This window comes from Peribacillus frigoritolerans, assembly GCF_030676415.1.
In the GTDB taxonomy this organism is placed as follows: Bacteria; Bacillota; Bacilli; order Bacillales; family DSM-1321; genus Peribacillus; species Peribacillus frigoritolerans_A.
The window spans coordinates 1-17677 of the sequence record NZ_JAUUTW010000050.1; the positions used below are offsets into that span (position 1 = coordinate 1).

Sequence of the window (17677 nt, forward strand, 5' to 3'; positions counted from 1 at the left end):
TTCAAAATAGATTCTTTTTATTTATCGTAAAATGTGGGTTTGCGAGATATTTTTGATTAAACTTTATTTAAAAGCTACACCTCGAAAGAGGGTGGAGTTTGATTGAATTACTAGTAGGATAAAGAGGCGGAAGCACATGGAGTAACCAATTGTACTAACGGGGCAGGTTAGTCGAATTATATGTTATGATGGAAAAAAATAGATTTTTCGGGGGAATTAAAATGGTTACATGCTATTTGAAATATGTTATTGACCCATATAAATTAAATGAGTTCGAGGAATACGGTAAGATGTGGATTCGATTAGTTAATAAATTAGGAGGTACACATCAGGGTTATTTCCTTCCACATGAGGGTGCTAATAATATTGCTTATGCATTATTCACTTTCCCAAGTTTAGCAGCATATGAAGAGTACCGAGTAAAAATGGCATTGGATGCAGAATGTCAAGAAGCATATAAATTTGCAGAAGAGACTAAATGTATTTTAAGTTATAAGAGAAGCTTTATGCGTCCTATATTCGAATGAACATACATTAAAGTTGAAAAATAATCTATACATACCTTGTTAAGCTAACAGGTGCTTTACTCAATAAGGGAGGTTGCTGCGGCAACCTTTTTTTTACGGAACTAACGGGGCAGGTTAGTTTAATAAGTGTAGTGTCTTTGTATGACGATGATTTTTTGTAAAAATGTGCAGAAAATTGTCAGATAATTATAATTAAAACCTTGTTGGAAAAATGTATAATTAGATATATCATTCTCAAGTTAATTAGGAGGTATAAAATTATCGATTTAATTAATGAGGTTGACTCAAATATTGATTTAGATATTGAGTGGATAAATTTAATTCTTTTAGCTAAAGAATCTGGTATATCTATTGATGAAATTAAAGAATTCTTAAATCAATCTTCGGGACCTCGATAAGGTCCTTTTTTTATTTACACTTTTTATACTGTTGCAGAGTTTATGATTCTTAGCATACGCATTAAATTGAAAAACTACCCTTAATGAACTATCGGGGCAGGTTAGTTCCATAAGGCACACATGTCTTTTTTGTCGAATTAGTTATTCTTATATTGGTTAAAAGGTAAAAAAAAAATCCTTTCTCTTTTGAGAGGGGATTTTTTTATGTATTAATTTAAACCATAATAATCATCTATTTAAACCAGAAGGTTCTCCATCTCCATATCTGGATCAGATAGTGAAGGATTTGAGTAGACCATTTTTTTCTTTCAGCAAAGGCAAATTTCCCTTTACTTATTTCGATAGCTTTGAAACAAAGTTTGATCAAATTAATATGAAATTCTTGTGTTCATCAATTAATATCATGTAACTTCATTTTTTCTAATTGGGTGTTTTTGCCCATCCCCTCGAAAAGGTGGATTAAGGGATTTTCCGAAAAACAAATCCCCGTTAAATAGAGAATGGGCGCTTCCTTATTCAAGAAAAGCGAAATTGTGGAATATCAAATTCAATACGTGTTCCCGACAGCACTAATGGATCTACGATCTCTATGTTTCCGTTTAATTCTTCAACAAGGTTTTTAACAATAAACAGACCTAATCCAGCGTTACCCAACGAATTGGACCTTGACTTATCTTCCCTAACGTGTTTAGAAAACACCAAATCTCGATTTTCCCTTTTTATTCCCGATCCAGAATCCTCAACTGCAAAGTGAATATGATTGTTCTTTTCCTCGATAAAAAAACGGATTTCTCCATTTTCAGGTGTATATTGAATGGCATTTGCAAATAGATTCTCTAAGATTCGATTAACTTTTAAATAGGGGATTCTTAGGTCTTGATTTACTCTTAAATCATGCTTATATTGAATATTCTTCTTCTCTATTAAAGGAATGATGTCACTTTCTAAACCTTGGATTAATTCATTAATGGACATCACATTGTCAATCAAGGTTGGATCCTTTACATTACTTGCATGACCCATGCTTTTTAATATGTTATTTACCTTCGTGATATTTCTATTTATGATGTCTACCTGTGATTGCTGATTGGGTGTTAGCTCATCTACCTCATTCAGTATTTCCGTACTTAACGCAATGAGTGTCGCAGGCGTTTTTAAATCATGTGACAAACTTGACATCATGACTGCCCATTCTGAGTCTTTTCTCCAATTTTCATACAAAGACTTTTTTAATTCTCTTTGCATTTGCCCAAAAGACTGGGTTAATTGACCAATTTCATTATTGTTGTTGTAACTCAGACTGAATTCCAAGTCTTTTGTTCGAATCATGTTTGAGGCATTTAATAATTCTTCCAACGGTTCCTTTATGGATCGATAGAGCTTATTGATAAAGTATCTCGAAAATAATATAAAATAAACAATCGGTGAAACAAAAGATAAAGCTGTAAAAACAAAAATAATATAACGTGAGACTGTATTTCGACTTTTTATCTGATAAGAATAAACCCATATTTCCTTGATTTGATGATTTATAACCACAGGTTGCACTAAATGATAATAACCTTTATAAAAGTGGATTTGATTAAACATATCAATAACATTTTTCCCCTGAAATAAACCACTAAACTCACTGCCATCAATGAGTTTCCCACTAGGGCTATATTTGTTTAGGATGACATCGTTCTTTTCGAAATATCTTTTCATCTTATTGAACTCAGACGGCTTCATATATTTCGATGGATGATTCTTCATGATTTCGCTCTGTTTTTGAATCAGTTTTTCGTTATAATTTGCTGGTCTTTCAATGGTTCCAAAAATGACTAAAAGCGAAATAATGACTGTGATCACAGTCATTATGATGGTCCATAGTATACTCTTTGTATATAACCTTCTTATATCTTTAATTATCGATTGTTCCATTGGTACCCAATTCCCCAAACGGTTTGAAGGTGATTGTCAGGAAAACCTGCTGAGGACAATTTACTCCGGACATTTTTAATGTGCTCCACTATAGAATTTGCATCGCCCTGTCCATCAATCCCACTAATGCTTTCGTATATTTGATCTTTGGTGAAAATTTGTTTCGGTGACGAAAGTAATAATACGAGCAAGTCAAATTCCTTTTTCGTAAATGGTATAACCTGTTTGTTATACATCATTTCTCGTGATGAAATATCAACAAGTAAGTCATCAATGATCATTCTTTGCCTCTTATTTTCTTCAAAATTTTGCAAAAGGCGTTCCTTCATTTTAAATAAAGCTTCAATTTTATACATTAATTCCTTTAGAGAAAAGGGTTTTGATATAAAGTCATCTCCACCCAAAGAAAAAGCTTTCATCTTATTCATGTCATTCGAAGCAGCACTAATAAATATTATTGGACAAGCCACTTGACTACGAATTTTCTTGCACACTTGCAAACCATCCATTCCCGGCATCATGATATCCAGCAAAATTAAATCTATATTTTGTTTTGCCCTGTCAACTGCTTCAATGCCATCCTTTGCTTCTAAAACTTCATAGCCCTTTGAATTTAAATGAAGAGAAAGTATTTTCCGCATATCTTCCTCATCTTCTGCAATCAATATACGTTTATTCATTAATTGTTCTTCCTTCCCATTTAATAAACCAAAGCATAAACGCTCCTAATAAAATAGCATTGACAATAATATATAGGCTAGCCACAATAGATGTTACTTCATAATGATTTGTGGTCAGCCAATATAAATATCTTGTCCCGTATAAAAGAGGGATGTACTGCCATATAGAATCGCCTAAACTGTTCGCACCAAAATAGATAAGAAATATACTAAAAAAGACGCCTATACCGAGACAAACATTTGCATTTATTTTTAATGCAATAAACCATAAGATAATGACCACAGTCAATGAAAAAATAGTGGTTAAAATGAAGTATAACAATATGTCACCTAGAAATCGATTGCCTATAAGTAACCATAGTGGAACGCAACTAATTAAAGCACTTCCCATAATAGATACGACACTAATGAGAATTAGATCCATACTCCACTTTTTCCTGTCCGACAATTGTAGTAAATGATTAAAATGCCCTATCTGTTCCTCGTATTTAATATATAGACTTATCATTAATGAGATTCCAAACGGTATGGCGCAATTAAAGTAGACTGTGTAGCCGTGGAATATGCTTGCTGAGCTATCATACCTTTTTAGATATAAAAATGCGCAAATACCATATAGAATTGGTGCCAGCGCCATTATAAGAAACCAATAAGATTTCGCCATTTTATATAACACTACTTTATAATAACTCATACAGATCTTTTCCTTTTAAAAAGCAATATTGAGAACCAAGATAAAACGACAAAATAAATAATGCTAACAATCATGGTTATGGCTAAGGTATAAAAATCTGGTACTAGATCGAAGTTTTCCATCGATGTCCCGTTGGGATGGATCCCCATTGTCTCTGCAGGGACCCTTAACATACTTCCCCATGGAAGAACCCAGAAATAAGATTTTAAAGCAATAAACACGGATCCAAACGAACCAACAAGACTTATTAAAGTTGTTATAATGGCACCGACATACTGACCTAATGTTAAAGAAAAAGGTATTAATGGTAATGAGGCAATCGTTATCAATACCGTCGCAAAAATTACTTGTGGTATAATCGGCAATTCTTTGTTAATCAGTAACGAACCCACTATAGCCACTATGATCACCAATACTGATGAAATACATTGATAGATCACCATTGAAATGATTTTTGAAAACAACAGCTTTGGTAAAGCTATATTATTCGATAATGCGCCTTTATAATTGCCACTTCTTTTTTCTAAATTGATATTAATACCACACGCTATAGCCAATCCTATTGGTAAAAAGAATATAGGCCAAAGATTATAAATAATTGCTAAAAATATATTTGTGTTCGGCTGTTGTTCAGCATAAATACTCGAAAAGATAGCAAACAGCAAAAAGAAGAATGGAATCGCTAATAATAGATTCTTAGCTAAAGATGATTTCATTTTCATTAATTCAGCTTTAATAAAAGTAGTCATGCTTATACATCCTTTCTTTTACCAGACGTGATTTTAAAGAATAATTCCTCAAGGTTCTCTCTAGGACCGATTTTATTTTCATATTCTAGTTTTCCATTATGAATAATGCCGATGGTATCCGATAATATCTGAATCTCATTCAAGATATGACTAGAAATCATGGTAGTTATGCCTTCACTTTTTAAATCATTCAACAGTTGCCTTAACTCCCTTATGCCTGCTGGATCTAATCCATTCGCCGGTTCATCCAACACCAAAAACTTGGGTTTCTTTATTAATGCCATAGCGATTCCTAATCTTTGTTTCATTCCCAATGAAAATTCCTTTGACTTTTTCTTCCCTGTATTGGTTAGGTTCACCTTATTTAACACCTGATTAATTTCTTCAAAAGGGATGCTTTCCTGCAAACAAAAGAGTTTCAAATTATCATAAGCACTTAAATTCCCATAAATTGCAGGACCTTCTATCAAAGATCCTATTTTTTTTAAATCACTCCTTTTCCATTGATCCCCTTCAAACATGACCTCCCCTTTTGTTTTGTTGAAGATACCACAAATAATTTTCATTAACGTTGATTTACCGGCTCCATTTAATCCTAAAAGACCATATATTTCTCCATAACCTACGTGCAAATTTATATCCGATAAGGCTGTTTCATTTTTAAATTTTTTTTCTAAATGTCTCGTCGTTAATATATAATTTGTCATTATTATCAAGCTCCTTTATCTTTATCTTTTCTAAGGTAATTATAAAAAACAAATATAAGGAAACTATAAGGAATTTGTTTTTTACCAATTTTTTATTGAATAAAGGAATTCGTAAAGAAGGTCATGACTTAATTGTGTCATGACCTTCCCCAATCCTCCCCTATTTCTACCCTAAAACAAAAAGTTACCTCCTCATCCGACTCCCCGACACAACCCTTCAGTTTTAGAAATCTAAAACTGCCTGACCTTTACCGAAAATGTGTGACCTCATTTCATTTAAGCTAGGAACATTTCGCACCCGTTAAATGGTCCGTTTGCGGAACAACTTTATTGCTATTCAATCCTCAATTCATAGGATCTTTTTTCGTTTATAAAGGTGTACTTTTAAAGCCATTCCGATACAGGCTAATTCATGCGTTTAAAAATGTATGAAAACCATTTTACAAACGTTTATTAAAGACATTATACCTTTGGAAACGAAACGAGATAGAATAGTAGAAGAAAATAAATCTTCTGGAGGAAATTTGTTGTGAAAATCGGTTATGTTCGTGTTTCATCTACAAATCAGAATGAAGAACGCCAAATCAAAAAAATGTTAGCACCAGGCATCGAGGAACGAATGATCTTTGCTGATAAACAAAGTGGAAAAGATTTTGATGGCCCTAGCTACCAGACGATGAAGCGTATCTTACGAAAGGGAGATCTTCTTTATCTGGATGCTCTAGATCGCTTGGGAAGGGATTACGAGGGGATTATCCGCGAGTGGAAACACATTACAAGGAACATTCAAGCAGATATTATAGTGTTGGAAAATGAGACGTTATTTGATAGTCGGAAATATAGAGAGATAAGTGATATCGGCAGGCTGATGGAAGATCAGTTTCTAAGTCTCCTTTCTTATGTGGCTGAACAAGAGCGAAAGAAAATTAAACAACGCCAAGCTGAAGGCATAGCACTCGCCAAATCTCAAGGTAAACATTTAGGACGACCTAAGCTCGATTTACAGGCTCTCTCCCATGAGCAACGCCAATTACTAGACTCTCACTATCCGAAATGGAAAAATAAAGAGATTACAGGCGTTGAATTCATGAAGTTACTTAGATTGAAAAAGAACTCATTTTAGGGGTAGAGTCAGGAAAATGCGCATTTACAACGATAAGCATTTTGATACAAGTCTTATGAGACATTATATAGCCTAATTTAGAGGTACTTTGAATGTGTCCCAATAGGTTCTACTCTATTGAGATTGTGAATGATAGTACTTAAACTATCGGGGCAGGTTAGTTCCATAACGATTTGGATTTTAATGGTATAATTTTAAATGTTGCAACGAATCCTGCATCATTCTCACCCTTCGGTCACCTTGCTCTATATCGGCATTACCGAAGAAGAAACAAATGAAGTATTGAAAACATTAGTGTTTTTCACTGAGGTTTTGTTTCAGACTGAATTTGCATCAGGAGTGATTGATAGATTGTTTCATATTTAAGCATCATAAACCTCCTTGCACATCTGTATCGGTACAGATGTGTATTTTTTATATCGTAAAGGTTACTATTTTCTCTTACGATAATGGTACCGGCCGGATCAATATAAGGGGGTAATCGAAATGATTGAAAATAGAAATGCATATATCGCAGCAACCATTTATGCAATCATTATCGGATTGTCATTTATGTTTGTTAAAGTGACATTAACGGTTGCAACACCGTTAGATACATTGGCTCATCGGTTTACCATTGCATGGATCGCTGCCACAGTGTTGTTCGTCTTAAAAAAAGAATCGATCAAGGTAACAAAAAAGGATGTACAGCAGATTGCCTTGTTAGCTATCTTATATCCGACACTCTTTTTTGCTTTTCAAGTATTTGGGTTAGTGCATACATCTTCATCGGAAGCTGGTATTATTCAAGCAACAATACCAATTTTTACGTTGATTTTTGCAAGTATCATATTAAAGGAAACATCTACACGCAGTCAAAAAATAGCTATTGGTTTATCTGTACTCGGTGTGATGTATATTATGTACATGAACGGGGCAGGGGGCACAAATACAAGTCTCTTCGGGGCTGGTTTAATTTTACTTTCAGCACTTACCTCCTCACTATACAACGTATTTGCCAGAAAGTTAACACAACGCTATTCGTTATTCACTATCACATATATCATGACCTTGTTTGGGTTTATAGCTTTTAATGGACTGGCACTGACAAACCATATAATGAATGGAACAGTGGATCAATTTATGCAACCTTTTGGACACTGGGATTTTATTCTTGCCATTTTCTATTTAGGTATCCTATCGTCTTTAGGAACGTCCTATCTTTCCAACTATGCATTATCAAAAATAGACGCATCGAAAATGAGTGTTTTCAGTAATTTTGCTACGCTCATTACCATTTTAGCAGGGGTCATTTTTTTAAAAGAGGAATTTCATTTATACCACATAGCCGGATCCATTATCATTATCATCGGTGTTGTTAGTGCAAACTATTTTGGTGCAAGGGGCAAATCAAATGAAAAAATATAGTCTCTTGCTAATCATAAGCCATTTGGGGATCTCAATTTTTCTTCATGGAATTAGTAACGAAGTGATGTAGGTTCCATTTCGTTGTCTGCTTTGAAAGCACTGATCGGTGCAATTTGTTTTTCTTTGATTGGTCTGTTCCAATCAAAGAAAAACTACACAACCAATACTAAAAAATATTTTTGGATTGCACTTTTTGAAGTAGTCTTGCCGTTTATTCTTATTGCACAAGGCCAAAAGTACGTATCGAGCAGTATATTGCATCTTTGCTAATCGCAATGGTTCCAGTCTTCACATTAGTATTTTTCGTATTGCTCTTCAAAAAGAAAGCAAGCAAATTTGAAATAGTCAGCATAGTATTAGGATTTTTAGGAATTGTGATCTTGTCTTGGCCAACGCAAGGAATTATGAACGTTTCAGGTAATATATTGGGTAATGTGTTGCTCATTCTTGCTGCTATAAGTTTTGCATTGTCTTTAATGGAAAAATTAGAAGATGGTTCTCCGGTGGTCCATATGAGAAATGTTTTATGGATTGCAAGTATCGTCTTAATCCCACTCGCACTCCTTTTTGAAAAACCATTGCAAATGGACATTAATCATACACAAATATTTTCTATTATTATTTTAGGAATGTTCCACGCTGGAATCGTCTATATGCTGTATAATCTATTGATTCAAAGGGAAGGTGCACTGTTTGCATCTTTCAGCAACTATAATGTACCGGTCATTGGCGTCACTCTAGGCTATGTCGTTTTAAAAGAACCATTATTTTCACAACATAAGATTGGTATGCTTATCATTCTTTTTGCTCTTTTATTTTCGAATGAGGACATTTTTAGAAAATGGGTTAGGTAGGATATTTTGCACCTGGAATAGCAAATACAAACAGCTTATGATTATGTAATCAGCTTTCCTTAGTGGCCAGGAGAAGATGAGAGTGAAACTAAGAGAGATAATGAACATGAGGATGGGTACGAGAACAAGCAGAAAACGAGCTTCAATAGTCACTTTAATCCTGGTGCATAAATTATGAAAAAAACGCTTATCATTTTACTTAAATCACTAGGAGTTATAGCTATAGCAATAGTGCTTTTTCTAGCTATTGTTTTTATAGTTAATATGATTAGTAATAAATCGGAGCAAGGGAAAATAGAATCTTATGGTCAGTCTGTACAAGTAGACGGGAAAAATATGAATGTTACAATTCAAGGAAAAGGCGAAGAAACAGTAGTGTTACTACCAGGTTTGGGAACAGCGGCACCAGCACTTGATTTTAAGCTGCTAGTAGATGAACTATCTCCATTTTACAAAGTTGCCGTGATTGAGCCTTTCGGTTATGGATTAAGTGATGAAACCGAAAAAGAGCGAAGCACGGAGAATATTGTAAGCGAAATTCATGAAGCTTTACAGCAGCTTAATATTGACCGTTACACTCTAATGGGCCATTCCATTGCAGGCATTTACGGACTGAATTATGTGAACAAATATCCAAACGAAGTGAGTGCATTTGTCGGAATCGATAGTAGTGTTCCAACACAAGGTGGTATGGATGATGACTTTCCATTAGAAACTATTAAATTACTCAAAAAATCAGGTCTCTTAAGATTGATCATGAAACTAGGTGGTGACCCATATGCTTCACTATCATTTGATGATAAAACAAAAGAACAAATGAAAATGATTACGAATAAAAACTTGAATAATGACACTACCTTGAATGAAATGAAAAATATTTCTTTTAATTTTAAAGGGGCTCAAAATTTAACATTCCCAGAAAATCTTCCTACAATTTTCTTTATACAAGTGAATAACACAGACGTTGAAGGATGGATACCACTGCATAAAGAGCAAGTCAAAGATTCTGTTCATGGAAAAGTGATGACACTTGAAGGAGAACATTATTTACACCATACGAATTCAAAAGAGATCGTTGAAAACTTTAGGGAATTTATAAAAGAAATAAAATAATTAAAAAAAGTTGAAAGCCTTAATTCAAGAGGAGAGAAAATCTCAGAGCGTCAAAAAGCGCAAGTAATCTATGAATTAGGGAGTAAATATAAGATCATCGAATTAGTGAATGTAGCTGGCATCCCACGCAGTGCGTATTACTACTGGCTGGAAAAATAAAATATATATGGCGATTAATTTGCAGGAGGAGACATAAAAACCCTTTTTAAGATATATATTAACTCTAGATTTAATATGAATGGGGAATTATATTATGGAAAATATTAATAGTCGAATGAGTCAAACATCAATACAACCCGATCTGACATTTAAGGTTCGTGTGAAAAAACGGAAGAAAATTTTATGGAGCCTAGGGATCGTGCTTTTGTTTGTGATAGCTCTTGTATTTTTTATATCTTATAAAGTAGTAGACACCTTGTTGCACCATCCTAGAGACACTAATGTCAGCTACGAATTGAATATCGATAAAACTCCCTACGAAGAGGTTGAGTTCAAGAGTTTAAAAAATGATAATACGATTAGAGGTTCTTTCTTTCCTGTAAGTGGTCTTTCTGGTAAAGCAAGTAATCAGACGATTATTGTCGTCCATGGATATACGAGCAATCGTTTAGTCAAAGGGCGGACCCAAAAGTTAGTAGACCATTTCGTTTCGAAAGGCTACAATGTATTGGCATTTGACCTCAGCTCGCAAGGAAAATCCGATGGTGATTTGATTACACTGGGCCTCAATGAAAAATACGATTTGCTAGGAGCTGTAAGCTATTTAAAATCCAGAGAACATACGGGCGATAACATTGGAGTTATCGGCTTTTCAATGGGTGCCGCTACGTCTTTGCTAGCCACAAGTGAAAGTGATGACATCAAAGCCGTAATTGCGGATAGTCCTTTTCGTAATGCTGGTCTATTTCTGAGAGAGGGTTTGCCCTTCTTTTCAGGTTTACCTGCGTTTCCATTCAGTTATACATCGACATGGATCGCAAATTGGGTCTTTAAGGTTGATCTTGATTCCATATCTCCTATGGATGCGGTAAAAAAGATGCGAGACAAGCCAGTTATGCTCATTCATGGTACTGGAGATCAGCAAATTAGTTATAAAAATACAGAAATTATTTACGAGTCCTTAAAAGATAACCCAAGTGCAGAAGTATGGTACCCGCAAAATACGGAGCACATCGATGCCGTCAACCATTACCCCACTGAATATTTCCAAAGAGTAGATCGCTTTTTGGATGAGTATGTAGGAAAATAAACTCAATCCAAGAGAGCCAACTAGTGGAGGAGCTTGTCCTGACGAAGTAAAAATCCCCAATAATATCAAGCCACCCTTCTTTACGACACATTGCTTTTCAAGTTTCATATGAAGATTTAAAAGAGTCTTTAAAATGGTTAGAATCTATGCAAGTTGAGGTTGTGCCATTTGGTAGTAGAAAATCTATTGAGCCATTTATTCGGCCACATCAAAAGTAATGCTTCAGTTTACTTCAAGGACCCAAATGGTAACAGTTTAGAATTGATGTGTTATGTTTGAAGTTCCTAATAATTTAAAACATATTACTGATAAGTTGTCCTTTGAGGATTGGGAGGAATTAACTAAAAGTAAATTAAAATGATAGATTGCATAATTAATTTATTTTCTTATGGAACTAACGGGTGCTTTAGTTCATTAAGAAAATAAAAAAAGTTGATTCCTTAAACTAGGAATCAACTTTTTTATTGGGAGAAAACTTCCTTAGCGTTGTAAATCCGCATTTTCCTGACTCTACCCCATAGCCATCAACCTAAAAAAACAAACTACCCCCAAAACGATAAAAGCGAGCAATTTGCACAAAGTCTTTTGAGGTGATTCCAAATTCTTATGTTGATGGGCATGGCGTGCTACCCCAAGTTCTGCTGTTTGAAGAAAAGCGTTGAGCTCGATATTTAGCTTTTTTGTATTCTTGGGGGTACCACTCTAATTTAGCTTGACGGCGATGTGACGCTACCCCTTATTGTAAAAAACGCTTGGGTGTATCTGACCGATATTTAGCTATTTTTACTTAATATTTGCATCAGAACCGGTTTAAATAATACAAGGGGTACGGAAACGATTCATACGTAGTTTCTGTCACTGTTACCCTACATACTGGTGATAGTAAAAAACGTAAAATTTATGGTATTGATAAATTAACTTTTGGCATTGATCCAATTCTATTTGGGAGAAATATTAAGGATCATCCAGCGATAGAGTTAATTGATTATCAACATCTAAAATCCTCGAATAGTCCTTAGAGAATTCTTGGTTGTTAAGTTACAAACATTTTGTAACTTAACAATCCTGTTTTTAAAATCTCTATACTTATTTAAATAAAAAATAGCTAAATTACTCATTTGTTAATATATATTCTTCTGTTAAACCAATAAAAGCTTTTAAAGCAGGGGACATCCATTTGTTTTTATGCCAAAATAATTGAATTTTGGTAGTAAAATCTGATCCTCCCCAGTTTACTTTTTTAATACTACCTTCTATCATTTCTCTTTTTACAGAGATCTCTGGAAGAATGGCAATTCCAAGTCCAGCCATTACACATTTTTTAATTGCCTCTACATCTGCTAATTCTAATTTACTTCTTGGTTTTGCGCCTACCTGTGTCAATGAATTTTCAAATGCATATCTGTAATCGCATTCTTCTGTTAACAACAATCTTTGGTTATCTAGATCAAGAGGAAGGACCTCCTGTTTCTCACTTAGTGGGTTTGATGGGCAGCATACGATAGCCATTGGCTCTTCTTTTAACTCTTTAACAATTAAATGAGTAGATGTTACAGGATTCATGGATAGTAACGCAACATCAATTTGGCCTTCCAATAATAAATCTAAAAAATCCTTCTCGGAAATTCCTGGGCGAAATACAAGTTCAACTTTAGGATACTTTGTTTGAAAATCATTTAAGATGTTAGGAAGTCGGTAAGTACATTGTGTTTCTGATGCACATATTCTCAAGATACCACTTGGTTCATTGATCCCGCCAACAACCTCTAAAGCTTCTTCTGTTAATCCCAAAATCTTGTCTGCATACTCCTGAAGAAATGCCCCAGCTTCTGTTAAAAAGACTCTTTTTCCAAGTCTTTCGAAGAGAGGAGTTCCTAACTCTTCTTCCAAAGCCAATATATTTGCAGTAATACTAGATTGGGCATAACCAAGAATTTGCGCAGTTTTAGTGAAGTTTTGTACTTTTGATGCTGTCTGAAACATGATTAGTTGTTTAATTTCCAATTCTTCAACCTCCTAAATCGATATATCCGATCGATGTAATCAAAAAAATTCTATAGACTGATCATATCATTTTTTATATTATTTATGCAGGCGCCTGAAAGACAAACAATTAAAAATATTCAGAGGGGAAAGGGCTTTGGTAGAAAGCATAGTGAATACATTAAATGACTTCCTATGAACTTATATTTTAGTCGCATTGCTAGTAAGCTTGGGGATTTACTTTACGGTTAGAATGAAATTTATGCAAATAATCTTATTAAAAGAGATTTTTCGATCCATTTTTGAAAAAGCACCTAAAACAAAAGATGGAAGCAAGGAAATTTCCTCTATGCACGCTTTTTTCATTGGAACAGCAACAAGAATTGGTATATGGCAGGGGGTGCAATTGCCCTAACAGTAGGTGGACCGGGTGCAATTTTTTGGATGTGGTTTGCAGCTTTAGATGATTACATCGGGCAAAGGAAGTTAGGCATCGATCCAATATTTTATGCTTCCAGTATCCCTGGTTTAAAAGGGGTTGAGTGCTGGGAGTTTGATAAACAATCTTCTAAAATAACTAAACAAAATTAAGGAGTAAAAAGATATGAACTTTGAATATTATTGTAATACTAGAATTGTTATGGGTGTTGGTAAGTCTAAAGAGGTAGCTTTGATACTGGCAGATATTGTTGAGCCACATTCGACAATTATGATTGTCAGTGATCCGGGTGTAAAAAAAGCAGGATTAGTTACTCTAATAGAAAAACATTTACAAGAAGCTGGATATTCAGTTATCTTATTTGATCAAGTGTCTCAAAATCCAAGAGATAATGAATGTTTAATTGGTGCAGAAATTTTTAGAAAAGAACAAGTAACAGGCTTGATTGCAGTTGGCGGTGGAAGTCCTATGGATACAGCAAAAGCAATTGCATTGTTGGGTCCAAATGGGGGAATTCCTGAAGATTATGTAGAAGGAAAGAAAGCGCATACAAATGTAGCACCATTGGTTTGTATTCCTACAACAGCTGGAACAGGATCTGAGGTCACTCGTTCATCAGTTATCACGTTATCTTCTTCGCATAAAAAGATTACAATAAAGCATGCCTTACTCAGACCAACAGTTGCGATATTAGATCCTGCACTTACAGCCACTGTCCCTAAAGGCATAACAGCTGCGACAGGGGTTGATGCACTAGTACATGCCATTGAAGGCTATACGTGTAAACTGACAAATCCTATTTCTCAAGCTATGGGAGCAAGTGCAATGGCAACCATTGTAGAATATCTTCCAAAAGCGTATGAGAATGGAGAAGATTTGGAAGCGAGATACAAGATGCAGGAAGGAAGTTTGCTGGCAGGATTATGCTTTGGATCGGCTGATGTTGCGGCAGTACATTGTTTAGCTGAAGCTCTAGGAAGTCTTTATGACACACCACATGGCATTGCCAACGCCGTATTTTTACCATATGTCATTCAATTTAATTCATCTGAAAATAAACCCCTACATGCAGAATTAGCAAGAATCATGAATTTTGCAGGAAAAAATGACTCGGATGATGTTGCGATTAATAAATTAGTTGATCACTTATATGCATTTACAAAAAATTTAGGAATTCCAACTTTAAAAGAATTATCTTACGTCAAAGAGGAAGATTTCGATAAAATGGCGGAACTAGCTGAACAAAACAACTCTACGCCAAGTAATGTCCGTGTCATTACGAAAGCTGATTACTTAGAAATCCTAAAAGCAGCTTTCTAGATGGATCAAGAGCAACGTTTTCCTAGGCTCTAGATGAATCAATTTTAGGCCAATATAGGGGTAGCGCCCCGGTACCCCTATAATAAAATTGATTTTTTGAAAATTCATAATTTTCAGCATTTTCAAAGTTCGACTTTTTTTGTATTATTTAAGAACAAGAAATGATAAGGAGGTGAGGCCTATCGATTAGGTAAGGCGAAGGCATAAGGAGAATTATGGAATGTCGTGAAGAAGTTTTTTTACACTTACAATCTTATGAAAGGATTTAAGGTTAATGGAAGGCGAAATCATCTAAGCGACCTTGTGATTCCGAAGTTGATGGATGATCAAGGTCGCTTTTTAGTAAGAAAAATTTTCTTTGTCTCTTGGACTCTCATTTTCTCTTATTGTTTTTAACAAATGAAAAAGGAGATTGACAATGACATGGGCGATGGATATTTTGATACTAGAATTAATTAGAGAGAAAAAAGCTGAGTTATTAAATATAGTTGAACACTATGGATTCAATCATCTTAAAACGATTCAATGTAGCCAAGAGTTAGATCACTTATTGAATCTAAATGAAAAAATAAAATACAGTTCCATGTAAGCCGAACACATAACCATTCATTATACATAACCCAATTATTGTTTTCTTTTGTATATTCAACTCTACCATCTATGTTCCAAAACTCGTCCTTTTCTGAACACACCTCTGTTCGATTTGAAAAGGACGTTTTTTATTGCCTCTATCGTAACAAAACTCTGTTCATTATTCTACGTTCAATAACCTAACTATTTTTATCTTATGTTACATTAAATATAAAGGAAAAATAAGAAAAGAGTGATTTGAGTGTTAATTGGATATGCACGTGTGTCGACGGGATTACAAAATTTAGATTTACAGATGGACGCTCTTACGCAATATGGCTGTTCCAGAATTTTTCACGATAAAATGAGGGGGGCAAAAAGACAGCGTCCTGGTTTAGAAGAAGCACTTCAGTATGCACGTGAAGGAGATACAATAGTTGTTTGGCGATTGGATCGATTAGGACGCAATATGCAAGATTTAATTCAAATTGTGAATAGCTTAAATGAACGTGGTGTGGGCTTCCACAGTCTACAAGAAAATTTAACAATGGACAAAAGTAATGCCACAGGCCAATTGATGTTTCATCTGTTCGCGGCATTCGCGGAATTTGAACGTAATTTAATTGAGGAACGTTCGGCTGCCGGACGAGCTGCAGCTAGATCACGTGGTCGTCTTGGTGGACGTCCTGAAAAATTTGGAACGAAAGATATTGAAATGATGAAGTCACTAATTGAAAGTGGTACACCGATTAAAGACGTCGCGGAAAAATGGGGCGTATCTCGAACAACGATTTATCGATATTTAGAAAAACAATAAAACTTTAAAACCTAGCTAATCTTATAGATGGACATGCCTGGAAACTGGCACTTTCTGTTCGGAGCAGGGGAAAAGCCGGAGATAACCTCAAACGCATACCTATTACTAACGGTTAGTTAAAGAAGGATTTTAAAGGTATTAGTCGGATTTCATTAATACTTAAAATTGAGGGTTTGCACGAAAAAAGATATATATTGTTAATAATTATAAAACAGAGAGGCAAGCCTCAGAATGGAGTGTCTATATGAATGAGGAAGAAGCATTAAAATATGTTAAAGAAAGAGTAATTAATAAATTCATATATCATCTATATGAATCGGTTAAAAAAGGAGGGTAACTAAAATGGATAGATTATTGTTAGTGGATGATGAAATAGGTTTATTAGAGATGCTATGTACAGCATTGAAAATGGAAGATTTTAATCAAATTGATACAGCCACTAATGCAGAAGATGCTCTAGATTTAGTATATAAAAATGAGTATTCTGTAATCTTAATTGATGTGATGCTACCAGACATGGATGGATATCAGTTGTGTGGAAAAATTAGAGAAAAAAGTAGTGTTCCCATCTTGTTTCTTACATCAAGAACTACGGATTTAGATGTTCTTAATGGGTTAAACGTAGGTGGAGATGATTATATTACAAAACCGTTTAAACCATTAGAAGTGATTGCTAGAATTAAAGCGAATATTAGAAGGGAAAAAAGATATAGAGAATCGTACCAACCAGAAATCTCCGAGTATAGATACGGATATATAACTGTTAAATTAGATGAACACCAATTTTTTATTAACGATAAAGAAATCCATTTTACGGAAAAAGAATTTCAAGTTTTGGCCTTTTTCTGCCAGAATCCTAACCGTATTTTTAGTCTGAATCATTTGTATGAGAAAATTTGGGGGTTTGAAAGTATCGGAGATACCAATACGGTGATGGTCTATATTAATAGGATTAGAAAAAAAATCGAAGAAAATCCTAAAGATCCAAAAGTATTAATCAATTTAAGGGGGTTGGGGTATAAATTTATTCCTCCAAAGGTTGCGTTTTTATGAAAGCAAGGATAAATTTCATTCTGATATTTCTTATATGCCTTTTTATACTAATAAATCTTCTTTATTTACTGTTT

At 34.5% G+C, this 17677-nt stretch carries 20 protein-coding genes and 2 pseudogenes; 16 read left to right on the plus strand and 6 right to left on the minus strand.

Annotated elements, in window-relative coordinates; translation table 11 throughout:
- Positions 1–221 precede the first annotated feature (221 nt).
- Both Q8G36_RS26720 and Q8G36_RS26725 read left to right on the plus strand, forming a co-directional pair.
- On the plus strand, positions 222–527 hold the full coding sequence (locus Q8G36_RS26720; RefSeq protein WP_096341034.1) for an NIPSNAP family protein: 306 nt from the start codon (positions 222–224) through the stop codon (positions 525–527).
- A gap of 203 nt (positions 528–730) precedes the next feature.
- On the plus strand, positions 731–925 hold the full coding sequence (locus Q8G36_RS26725; protein WP_305162835.1) for an anti-repressor SinI family protein: 195 nt from the start codon (positions 731–733) through the stop codon (positions 923–925).
- A gap of 516 nt (positions 926–1441) precedes the next feature.
- On the opposite strand, the gene Q8G36_RS26730 is transcribed toward Q8G36_RS26725, so the two are convergent.
- Genes Q8G36_RS26730 through Q8G36_RS26750 form a run of 5 tightly spaced genes read right to left on the minus strand, consistent with a single transcriptional unit; the run spans position 1442 to position 5675 of the window.
- Positions 1442–2845: a HAMP domain-containing sensor histidine kinase gene (locus Q8G36_RS26730; protein WP_305162837.1), complete on the minus strand. Its 1404-nt coding sequence runs from the start codon at positions 2843–2845 to the stop codon at positions 1442–1444.
- Positions 2830–3525 (minus strand): response regulator transcription factor, encoded by a 696-nt coding sequence (locus Q8G36_RS26735; protein ID WP_305162838.1) that lies wholly within the window; start codon positions 3523–3525, stop codon positions 2830–2832. Before Q8G36_RS26735 ends, Q8G36_RS26730 begins: the two co-directional genes overlap by 16 nt.
- Positions 3518–4219, minus strand: coding sequence for a BsaG family lantibiotic immunity ABC transporter permease subunit (locus tag Q8G36_RS26740; protein ID WP_305162839.1), 702 nt, complete (start codon positions 4217–4219; stop codon positions 3518–3520). The genes Q8G36_RS26735 and Q8G36_RS26740 overlap by 8 nt, the downstream gene beginning before the upstream one ends.
- The gene (locus Q8G36_RS26745; protein ID WP_305162840.1) at positions 4216–4968 is read right to left on the minus strand and encodes a lantibiotic immunity ABC transporter MutE/EpiE family permease subunit; all 753 of its coding nucleotides are present in this window, start codon (positions 4966–4968) and stop codon (positions 4216–4218) included. Before Q8G36_RS26745 ends, Q8G36_RS26740 begins: the two co-directional genes overlap by 4 nt.
- A gap of 2 nt (positions 4969–4970) precedes the next feature.
- Positions 4971–5675 carry a lantibiotic protection ABC transporter ATP-binding subunit gene (locus Q8G36_RS26750; protein WP_305162841.1) on the minus strand — a complete coding sequence of 235 codons (705 nt, stop codon included), beginning with the start codon at positions 5673–5675 and terminating at the stop codon, positions 4971–4973.
- A 529-nt stretch (positions 5676–6204) separates the two neighbouring features.
- On the opposite strand from Q8G36_RS26750, the gene Q8G36_RS26755 reads away from it, so the two are divergent.
- The 9 genes and pseudogenes from Q8G36_RS26755 to Q8G36_RS26785 form a co-directional block, all read left to right on the plus strand.
- A complete protein-coding gene (locus Q8G36_RS26755; RefSeq protein WP_305162842.1) occupies positions 6205–6798 on the plus strand; it encodes a recombinase family protein in 594 nt (197 codons plus the stop codon).
- 198 nt (positions 6799–6996) lie between these two features.
- On the plus strand, positions 6997–7164 hold the full coding sequence (locus tag Q8G36_RS26760; RefSeq protein WP_230303191.1) for a hypothetical protein: 168 nt from the start codon (positions 6997–6999) through the stop codon (positions 7162–7164).
- Positions 7165–7284: 120 nt separating this feature from the next.
- Positions 7285–8205, plus strand: a complete 921-nt coding sequence (locus tag Q8G36_RS26765; protein WP_305162843.1) for a DMT family transporter — start codon at positions 7285–7287, stop codon at positions 8203–8205.
- A gap of 75 nt (positions 8206–8280) precedes the next feature.
- On the plus strand, positions 8281–8475 hold the full coding sequence (locus Q8G36_RS29465; protein WP_370694132.1) for a hypothetical protein: 195 nt from the start codon (positions 8281–8283) through the stop codon (positions 8473–8475).
- A complete protein-coding gene (locus tag Q8G36_RS26770) occupies positions 8469–9059 on the plus strand; it encodes a DMT family transporter (protein WP_305162844.1) in 591 nt (196 codons plus the stop codon). The genes Q8G36_RS29465 and Q8G36_RS26770 overlap by 7 nt, the downstream gene beginning before the upstream one ends.
- A 174-nt stretch (positions 9060–9233) precedes the next feature.
- The gene (locus tag Q8G36_RS26775) at positions 9234–10172 is read left to right on the plus strand and encodes an alpha/beta fold hydrolase (RefSeq protein ID WP_305162845.1); all 939 of its coding nucleotides are present in this window, start codon (positions 9234–9236) and stop codon (positions 10170–10172) included.
- A pseudogene (locus tag Q8G36_RS29470) lies at positions 10173–10328 on the plus strand (IS3 family transposase); the annotation flags it as partial. It lies immediately after the preceding gene.
- 97 nt (positions 10329–10425) lie between these two features.
- Complete coding sequence (locus Q8G36_RS26780) at positions 10426–11421, plus strand: alpha/beta hydrolase (protein WP_275729316.1); 996 nt, start codon at positions 10426–10428, stop codon at positions 11419–11421.
- Positions 11422–11492: 71 nt separating this feature from the next.
- A pseudogene (locus Q8G36_RS26785) lies at positions 11493–11782 on the plus strand (VOC family protein); the annotation flags it as partial.
- A gap of 749 nt (positions 11783–12531) precedes the next feature.
- Here the strand turns inward: Q8G36_RS26785 and Q8G36_RS26790 are convergent.
- A complete protein-coding gene (locus tag Q8G36_RS26790) occupies positions 12532–13425 on the minus strand; it encodes a LysR family transcriptional regulator (protein WP_305162846.1) in 894 nt (297 codons plus the stop codon).
- Positions 13426–13794: 369 nt separating this feature from the next.
- Here Q8G36_RS26790 and Q8G36_RS26795 point away from each other — a divergent pair, with 369 nt between their 5' ends.
- The 5 genes from Q8G36_RS26795 (at position 13795) to Q8G36_RS26815 (ending at position 17603) form a co-directional block, all read left to right on the plus strand.
- Positions 13795–13995, plus strand: coding sequence for an alanine:cation symporter family protein (locus Q8G36_RS26795; protein ID WP_305162847.1), 201 nt, complete (start codon positions 13795–13797; stop codon positions 13993–13995).
- A gap of 13 nt (positions 13996–14008) precedes the next feature.
- Positions 14009–15163, plus strand: coding sequence for an iron-containing alcohol dehydrogenase (locus Q8G36_RS26800; RefSeq protein ID WP_305162848.1), 1155 nt, complete (start codon positions 14009–14011; stop codon positions 15161–15163).
- 418 nt (positions 15164–15581) lie between these two features.
- Positions 15582–15752, plus strand: coding sequence for a Spo0E family sporulation regulatory protein-aspartic acid phosphatase (locus Q8G36_RS26805; protein ID WP_370694130.1), 171 nt, complete (start codon positions 15582–15584; stop codon positions 15750–15752).
- Positions 15753–15995: 243 nt separating this feature from the next.
- The gene (locus Q8G36_RS26810) at positions 15996–16550 is read left to right on the plus strand and encodes a recombinase family protein (protein ID WP_305162849.1); all 555 of its coding nucleotides are present in this window, start codon (positions 15996–15998) and stop codon (positions 16548–16550) included.
- Positions 16551–16892: 342 nt separating this feature from the next.
- Positions 16893–17603, plus strand: a complete 711-nt coding sequence (locus Q8G36_RS26815; protein ID WP_305162850.1) for a response regulator transcription factor — start codon at positions 16893–16895, stop codon at positions 17601–17603.
- Positions 17604–17677: the final 74 nt, after the last annotated feature.

Excerpts from the sequence above, each read along its gene's own strand:
- Q8G36_RS26720 (WP_096341034.1), top strand. The coding sequence starts at position 222 with ATGGTTACATGCTATTTGAAATATGTTATTGACCCATATAAATTAAAT.
- Q8G36_RS26730 (WP_305162837.1), bottom strand. The coding sequence starts at position 2,845 with ATGGAACAATCGATAATTAAAGATATAAGAAGGTTATATACAAAGAGT.
- Q8G36_RS26735 (WP_305162838.1), bottom strand. The coding sequence starts at position 3,525 with ATGAATAAACGTATATTGATTGCAGAAGATGAGGAAGATATGCGGAAA.
- Q8G36_RS26740 (WP_305162839.1), bottom strand. The coding sequence starts at position 4,219 with ATGAGTTATTATAAAGTAGTGTTATATAAAATGGCGAAATCTTATTGG.
- Q8G36_RS26745 (WP_305162840.1), bottom strand. The coding sequence starts at position 4,968 with ATGACTACTTTTATTAAAGCTGAATTAATGAAAATGAAATCATCTTTA.
- Q8G36_RS26750 (WP_305162841.1), bottom strand. The coding sequence starts at position 5,675 with ATGACAAATTATATATTAACGACGAGACATTTAGAAAAAAAATTTAAA.
- Q8G36_RS26760 (WP_230303191.1), top strand. The coding sequence starts at position 6,997 with ATGTTGCAACGAATCCTGCATCATTCTCACCCTTCGGTCACCTTGCTC.
- Q8G36_RS26765 (WP_305162843.1), top strand. The coding sequence starts at position 7,285 with ATGATTGAAAATAGAAATGCATATATCGCAGCAACCATTTATGCAATC.
- Q8G36_RS26775 (WP_305162845.1), top strand. The coding sequence starts at position 9,234 with ATGAAAAAAACGCTTATCATTTTACTTAAATCACTAGGAGTTATAGCT.
- Q8G36_RS26780 (WP_275729316.1), top strand. The coding sequence starts at position 10,426 with ATGGAAAATATTAATAGTCGAATGAGTCAAACATCAATACAACCCGAT.
- Q8G36_RS26795 (WP_305162847.1), top strand. The coding sequence starts at position 13,795 with ATGGCAGGGGGTGCAATTGCCCTAACAGTAGGTGGACCGGGTGCAATT.
- Q8G36_RS26800 (WP_305162848.1), top strand. The coding sequence starts at position 14,009 with ATGAACTTTGAATATTATTGTAATACTAGAATTGTTATGGGTGTTGGT.
- Q8G36_RS26805 (WP_370694130.1), top strand. The coding sequence starts at position 15,582 with ATGACATGGGCGATGGATATTTTGATACTAGAATTAATTAGAGAGAAA.
- Q8G36_RS26815 (WP_305162850.1), top strand. The coding sequence starts at position 16,893 with ATGGATAGATTATTGTTAGTGGATGATGAAATAGGTTTATTAGAGATG.